Annotated in this window: 4 protein-coding genes and 1 tRNA gene; 3 read left to right on the forward strand and 2 right to left on the reverse strand. The window is 47.1% G+C overall.

Annotation, left to right across the window (positions count from 1 at the left end; all coding sequences use genetic code 11):
- Positions 1-141 precede the first annotated feature (141 nt).
- The 3 genes from nagB (at position 142) to ACMJ0U_RS00200 (ending at position 5,683) form a co-directional block, all read left to right on the forward strand.
- On the forward strand, positions 142-933 hold the full coding sequence (nagB, locus tag ACMJ0U_RS00190; protein WP_417127378.1) for a glucosamine-6-phosphate deaminase: 792 nt from the start codon (positions 142-144) through the stop codon (positions 931-933).
- 11 nt (positions 934-944) lie between these two features.
- Positions 945-2,930 carry a glucosamine-6-phosphate deaminase gene (locus ACMJ0U_RS00195; RefSeq protein WP_417127379.1) on the forward strand — a complete coding sequence of 662 codons (1,986 nt, stop codon included), beginning with the start codon at positions 945-947 and terminating at the stop codon, positions 2,928-2,930.
- 116 nt (positions 2,931-3,046) lie between these two features.
- Positions 3,047-5,683 carry a transglutaminase domain-containing protein gene (locus tag ACMJ0U_RS00200; protein WP_417127380.1) on the forward strand — a complete coding sequence of 879 codons (2,637 nt, stop codon included), beginning with the start codon at positions 3,047-3,049 and terminating at the stop codon, positions 5,681-5,683.
- Here ACMJ0U_RS00200 and ACMJ0U_RS00205 read toward each other — a convergent pair.
- Both ACMJ0U_RS00205 and ACMJ0U_RS00210 read right to left on the reverse strand, forming a co-directional pair.
- Positions 5,667-6,416, reverse strand: coding sequence for a copper homeostasis protein CutC (locus ACMJ0U_RS00205; RefSeq protein ID WP_417127381.1), 750 nt, complete (start codon positions 6,414-6,416; stop codon positions 5,667-5,669). The genes ACMJ0U_RS00200 and ACMJ0U_RS00205 overlap by 17 nt on opposite strands.
- 256 nt (positions 6,417-6,672) lie before the next feature.
- Positions 6,673-6,744 (reverse strand) — tRNA-Arg (locus ACMJ0U_RS00210).
- Between the last annotated feature and the right edge of the window lie 74 nt (positions 6,745-6,818).

Below are 6,818 nucleotides of genomic sequence, written 5' to 3' on the forward strand. Positions count from 1 at the left end.
TTCTTTAAAAACTCATACATAAAAAATCTATTTTTTTATTTGACTTTCTGAATAAGCTTTGATATATTTGCATAAAGTAAAAAATTCTTATCGATTAAGTAACTAGTTAATTTAATTTCAATATTTAAAATTCTAACCACCATGAGATTAATCATTGAACCCGATTACAGTTCTCTGTCCAGCTGGGCAGCAAACTATGTTGCAAAAAAAATCAACGCAGCTAATCCTACCAAAGAAAAACCGTTTGTATTAGGACTTCCCACAGGTTCATCTCCTCTGGGTATGTATAAAGCCCTGATTGAATTAAACAAAAAGGGAGTGGTATCATTCAAGAATGTAGTGACTTTCAATATGGACGAATACGTAGGCTTGCCGGAATCTCATCCTGAAAGCTACCATTCATTCATGTTCAACAATTTCTTCAATCATATTGACATCTGCAAAGAAAATATTCACATATTGAATGGTAATGCTGCCGACCTGGAAGCTGAATGTGCCAATTATGAAAAAGCAATTGAAAAGTTTGGGGGTATCGACCTGTTTCTGGGAGGTATCGGTCCTGACGGACACATTGCTTTCAACGAGCCGGGCTCTTCACTTAGTTCACGCACACGTGTGAAAACACTGACTACGGATACTATTATCGCCAACTCACGTTTCTTTGACAACGATGTCAACAAAGTTCCTAAGACAGCCTTAACTGTAGGAGTTGGTACTGTACTTTCTGCTAAAGAAGTGCTGATTATCTGTAACGGTCACAACAAGGCACGTGCCCTGCAGCATGCAGTAGAAGGTGGCATCACACAGATGTGGACTATCAGCGCATTGCAGATGCACCAGCACGGTATCATCGTATGTGACGAAGCCGCTACCGATGAATTGAAAGTCGGCACCTACAAATACTTTAAGGATATTGAAAAGAACAACCTTTAATTCATTGAATCATGAGAACCAATCTTAGCTCTCAAATTTCACTGAACCGCGTTTCCCCACGCTACTATCGTCCGGGGAACGCCGTAGAACGTTCTGTCCTTACACGACTGGAAAAAATCCCTACCAACATCTTTGAAACAATTGAAGAAGGTGTAGAACAAATTGCCAATGAAATCGTTGCTAAAATACAGGACAGACAGCGTGAAGGAAAATTCTGTACAATTGCAATAGGTACAGGTGCTTCCCTACGGCCACTATTCACAGAACTGATTCGTAAACACAAGGACGAAGGAGTAAGTTTCCGTAACGTAGTTTTCTTCAACTTGTATGAATATTATCCACTGACAGAAGGTGCAGGAAGCAGTTTTAATCATTTGAACAAGCTTTTCCTTTCACAGATAGACATTGACCACCAAAACATCTTTACGATGGATGGTAGCATCCCTCAGGAAGCTATCATTGAACACTGCCGCTTGTACGAACAGCGTATACAAACCTTCGGAGGCTTGGACATTGTCATCATGGGAATCGGTCGTGAAGGAAACATCGGTATGAACGAACCTGGTTCACACGCCAGTTCTACTACCCGCTTAATCTTAATTGACGCTACTTCCCGTTCTGAAGCCGCACGCAACATCGGCGTAGATAATCTTCCTCCCTGCTCTATCACCATGGGTGTCAATACCATTTTAGGAGCGAGAAAAATATATATGCTAGCTTGGGGAGACGACAAAGCCGACATCATCCGAAGCGCAGTAGAAAACAAGGTCAGTGATGCATTGCCGGCATCCTACCTGCAACTTCATTCCAATACTTCTGTTTGCGTAGACTTGTCTGCAGCAGCCCATTTAACCCGCATTCAGCGCCCGTGGCTGGTAACCAGTTGCGAATGGAACGATAAGCTGGTAAGAAGTGCTATCGTATGGTTATGTACCACCCTGAACAAGCCTATTCTAAAACTGACCAATAAGGACTATAACGAAAACGGCTTAAGTGAATTGCTGGCACTTTACGGTTCTGCCTACAATGCCAACATCAAAGTGTTTAACGACCTCCAGCATACCATTACCGGATGGCCAGGCGGCAAGCCGAATGCAGATGACACCTATCGTCCGGAACGTGCCAAACCGTTCCCGAAACGTGTAGTCGTATTCTCTCCGCACCCGGATGATGATGTAATTTCCATGGGAGGTACGTTACGCCGTCTTGTACAGCAGGGACATGAAGTACACGTAGCTTACGAAACGTCTGGAAACATTGCTGTAGGCGATGAAGAAGTAGTACGCTTCATGCATTTCATCAACGGATTCAACCAATTGTTTGCCAATAATGAAGACAAAGTTATCAGTGACAAATATACGGAAATCAAGAAATTCTTCTCCACCAAGAAGGAAGGTGAAATGGATACCCGTGACATCTTGACCATCAAGGGACTGATTCGCCGTGGAGAAGCACGTACTGCTTGTACGTTCAATAATATCCCGCTCAGCCGCTGCCACTTCCTCGATCTTCCGTTCTATGAAACTGGAAAGATTGAAAAGAATCCTATTAGTGAAGCCGATGTAGAGATTGTGCTGAATCTGCTCCGCGAAGTGAAACCTCACCAGATTTACGTAGCAGGTGACTTGGCCGACCCGCACGGTACCCACCGTGTATGTACGGATGCCGTCTTTGCCGCCATTGATGAAGAAAAGAATGCCGGTGCCGAATGGCTGAACGACTGCCGCATCTGGATGTACCGTGGCGCATGGGCAGAATGGGAAATTGAAAACATTGAAATGGCTGTACCGTTGAGTCCGGAAGAACTTCGTGCAAAACGTAACTCCATCCTGAAACATCAGTCTCAGATGGAAAGCGCACCGTTCCTGGGCAATGACGAACGCCTGTTCTGGCAAAGAAGTGAAGACCGCAACCGTGGAACCGCTTCATTTTATGACCAGTTAGGCCTGGCTTGCTATGAAGCTATGGAAGCATTTGTAGAATATAAACCTATCTAAGTGCATATTACATTTTAAGCAAAAGACACAGAAACGCAGAAGTTCCCATTTCAGGGAAGAACTTCCCGTTTCCGTGTCTTTTTTATTTCTGTTTTTACCAAATCTTTATTACCTACATGAAAAAACTACTTATACCCGCATTTGCATTCTGGCTCAGTTGCCTCTTCCCGTCGTGTACCTCGACCTCTCCTAACCATTTTCTGAAAGAAACCGACTACCGCAACAAAGTGGAAGCAGATTTCGGACAAAAGAAAGAAATACTCAACCAGGGAAATCTTTTTGACATCTTCAATGAAGACTTGACACTGGAAGAACGGGAAGCCATGATGTTCCTGTATGCCTACATGACTCCGGGCGATATTTCTGATTACTCCGGAGAGTTCTATCTGAAAAATGTACGCCTGGCGCTTCAGAACCGAAAAGAGACTTCATGGGGAGCCGGGATTCCTGACATGATATTCCGACACTTTGTACTCCCTGTCAGAGTGAACAACGAAAACCTGGACAATGCACGCGAAGTGTTCCGTCAGGAACTGATGCCGCGTGTAGAAAAACTGTCGATGTACGATGCCGTGCTGGAAGTGAACCATTGGTGTCATGAAAAGGTTGTCTATACTCCGACCGACATTCGTACCAGCGCTCCGATGGCCACGGTCAAAACCGCTTACGGACGTTGTGGTGAAGAGTCGACCTTCCTGGTAGCCGCTCTCCGTGCCGTAGGTATCCCTGCCCGTCAGGTGTACACCCCGCGCTGGGCACATACCGACGACAACCATGCCTGGGTAGAAGCCTGGGTGGACGGCAAATGGTACTTCCTCGGTGCCTGCGAACCGGAACCGGTACTGAACTTAGGATGGTTCAACGCTCCTGCCAGCAGAGGTATGCTGATGCACACCAAGGTATTCGGTGCATACGACGGACCGGAAGAAGTAATGAAAACCACTGCCAACTATACGGAAATCAACATCATCGACAATTACGGACAGAGTGCTCCCCTCACTGTCACGGTGGTGGATGCTCAGGGTAAAGCCGTAGAAGGCGCACACGTAGAGTTCAAGATTTACAATTACGCCGAGTTCTTCACCGTAGCCAACAAAACAACCGACGCGCAAGGAAAGGCTTCTCTTTCTGCCGGATTGGGCGACATGGTAGTGTACGCTTCGGCGAATGAACACTTCGGCTTGCAGAAAGTTTCTTTCGGAAAAGATAAAGAAGTTACATTGACGCTTTCTCACCGCCCGGGAGACGTATTTACCGATACCCTGCACATCGTACCGCCGGCTGAAAAAGCCAACTATCCGGAGGTGACCGATGCACAGCGTAAGGAGAACACCCTGCGTATGGCTCAGGAAGACTCTATCCGCAATGCCTATGTAGCCAGCTTCCCTACCGAAGAAAAGGCCAAAGCTTTTGCAGAAGGACTGAAACTGGATGTGAACCAGACAAGCACATACATTCTGAAGTCCAGAGGAAATCACGCCGACATCATGCAGTTCCTGTCGACTGCGGCAGAAAAGGGACAGAGTGCCCGTGCCTTGGAACTGCTCGGCACACTGGCTGATAAAGACCTGCGCGACACCCCTTGCAGCATTCTGGAAGACCATTTGTATGCTACCGATGCGAGAGCTGACGTGAAAGAAGTGCTTGCACCGCGCATTGCCACCGAAATGCTGACTCCTTACCGTACTTACCTGCAGAAAGCCTTGTCTGCCGAACTGGCCGCACAAATCAAAGCCGACCCGCAAGTACTTGTAAAATGGTGTAAGGACAGCCTGTCTATCCGCAATGACTTGAGCACAATATCCACCATTACTTCACCCGAAGGCGTATGGCGCAGCCGCGTGACGGACTCACAGTCCAGAGACATTTTCTTTGTAGCTGCTGCCCGTAGCTTAGGTATCCCAGCCTGGAAGGATGAAGTAAACGGTAACATCTGCTACCGCCTCAACGGAAAACCGGTATTGGTAGACTTTGAAAGCTCAGAGGGTGGAAGTCTGTCGGAAGGTGTATTGAAAGCTACTTACCAGGCTATTCCGCGACTGGACAATCCGAAATACTACACTCACTTCACCTTGTCGAAGTATGACAACGGCACATTCCAGTTACAGAACCATCCGGAAGATGCCAGCTGGGCTTCTCTGCTGAAAAACGGAAGCAGTATGTCGACAGGTTATTACATGATGGTAACGGGTAGCCGTATGGCCAACGGAGGCGTATTGAGCCAGGTTTCGTTCTTCTCTGTTGACAAAGGAAAGACTACGGTGACTCCTCTCTGCATGCGCAACAATACGGAAGAAGTACGTGTCATCGGCAACTTCAATTCCGAAGCACTCTACACTCGTCCGGGCACAGACGAACAAGTATCCATTCTAAACACCACAGGAAGAGGATATTACATTGTCGGCGTATTGGGTGTAGGTCAGGAACCGACCAACCATGCCCTGAAAGACATCGAAGTAAAGAAAGCGGAATTTGAGAAATGGGGACGTACAATCGTACTGCTCTTCACAGACGAAGCAGCCTACAAGAAATTTGACCGTAAAGAATTCCCCAATCTTCCGTCGAACGTAGTGTTCGGTATAGACAAGGACGGAAGCATTCTGAAAATGATTGCTGAAAATATGAAGTTGGGCAGCAAACCCACCCTGCCGGTGATTATCCTGGGCGATACGTTCAACCGTGTAGTCTTCGAATCACACGGATACACCATCGGCATGGGCGAGCAACTGCTCCATGTCATCCACGGACTGTAAGCGCCTCAATAGTGCGACGCACCTTTTCGGGAGTCGTGACCGGATGAGCATATTCATCCATATCCGTACCTCCCATCGACAAAGCCGGATTGCGAAGAAGCATCCGGCTTTCTTTTTGTTCGCGCGCCGAAAAATGGAATTCACCGGCTCCCGTCACACGGGCCAGTTCCGCAATGTTATGCTCGTTCACTCCGCAGCCCGGCATGATGATAATGCGGTCGCCCGCCTGCTTCACCAGTTCAGCCAGCAAGGGTGCCCCTTCCATGGCCGTAGGCATCTGGCCGGAAGTCAGCACACGGTTCACGCCCATGCCTATCAGCTCTTCAAGCGCCTCACGAGGCGACTTGACATAATCAAACGCACGGTGGAAAGTCACCGAAAACCCTTTGGAAGCTTCCATCAGACGCTGCATGGCCGGCTTGTCCAGTTCACCTTCCGGCGTAAGGCAACCGAACACCACGCCATCGGCTCCCGCCTGACGGGCAGCCCGGATATCTTCTTCCATAATCTCCAGTTCAGAAGACGTGTACAGAAAATCTCCTCCACGCGGACGGATTATAACATGCAGACGGATGTCAATCGACTTACGGGCCACTTTTATCTCACCCAACGATGGAGTAGTTCCACCCTCTGGCATGCCGGCACACAATTCTACCCGGTGAGCGCCTCCCTGCTGGGCAGCCACACAACTCTCTGCAGAGTTCGCACAAATTTCAAACATGTAGTTTTTCATCTCTCAGTCAACTTTAAACAGTGATTTTTTCACCTTCAGAAAACGCCTTTGCATTTACCGGAAAACGCTTTGACATTTTAATCAAAACGCAAGTACGTTTTACTTGAAACACAAGTACGTTTTGTGTCAAACGCAAAGGCGTTTTGGCACAAACGTAGAAGCGTTTTCAGGAAGTACAGACCTTATTTTCTGAAGGCTGGTTCTATAAACAAAAAAGCTTATTAAACCGTTCATTTTCAGTCTAATAAGCTTTATGTACGCCCGTGGGGAGTCGAACCCCAATCGAAGGAACCGGAATCCTTTATTCTATCCATTGAACTACGGGCGCAAATATCAATAAACACACTTTCCAACGTCCTTTCAGGAAAAGGATATTTCGAAAGCGTGACAAAAATACAATTA

It is taken from the genome of Phocaeicola sp., assembly GCF_048170425.1.
In the GTDB taxonomy this organism is placed as follows: Bacteria; Bacteroidota; Bacteroidia; order Bacteroidales; family Bacteroidaceae; genus Phocaeicola.

Excerpts from the sequence above, each read along its gene's own strand:
- nagB (WP_417127378.1), top strand. The coding sequence starts at position 142 with ATGAGATTAATCATTGAACCCGATTACAGTTCTCTGTCCAGCTGGGCA.
- ACMJ0U_RS00195 (WP_417127379.1), top strand. The coding sequence starts at position 945 with ATGAGAACCAATCTTAGCTCTCAAATTTCACTGAACCGCGTTTCCCCA.
- ACMJ0U_RS00200 (WP_417127380.1), top strand. The coding sequence starts at position 3,047 with ATGAAAAAACTACTTATACCCGCATTTGCATTCTGGCTCAGTTGCCTC.
- ACMJ0U_RS00205 (WP_417127381.1), bottom strand. The coding sequence starts at position 6,416 with ATGAAAAACTACATGTTTGAAATTTGTGCGAACTCTGCAGAGAGTTGT.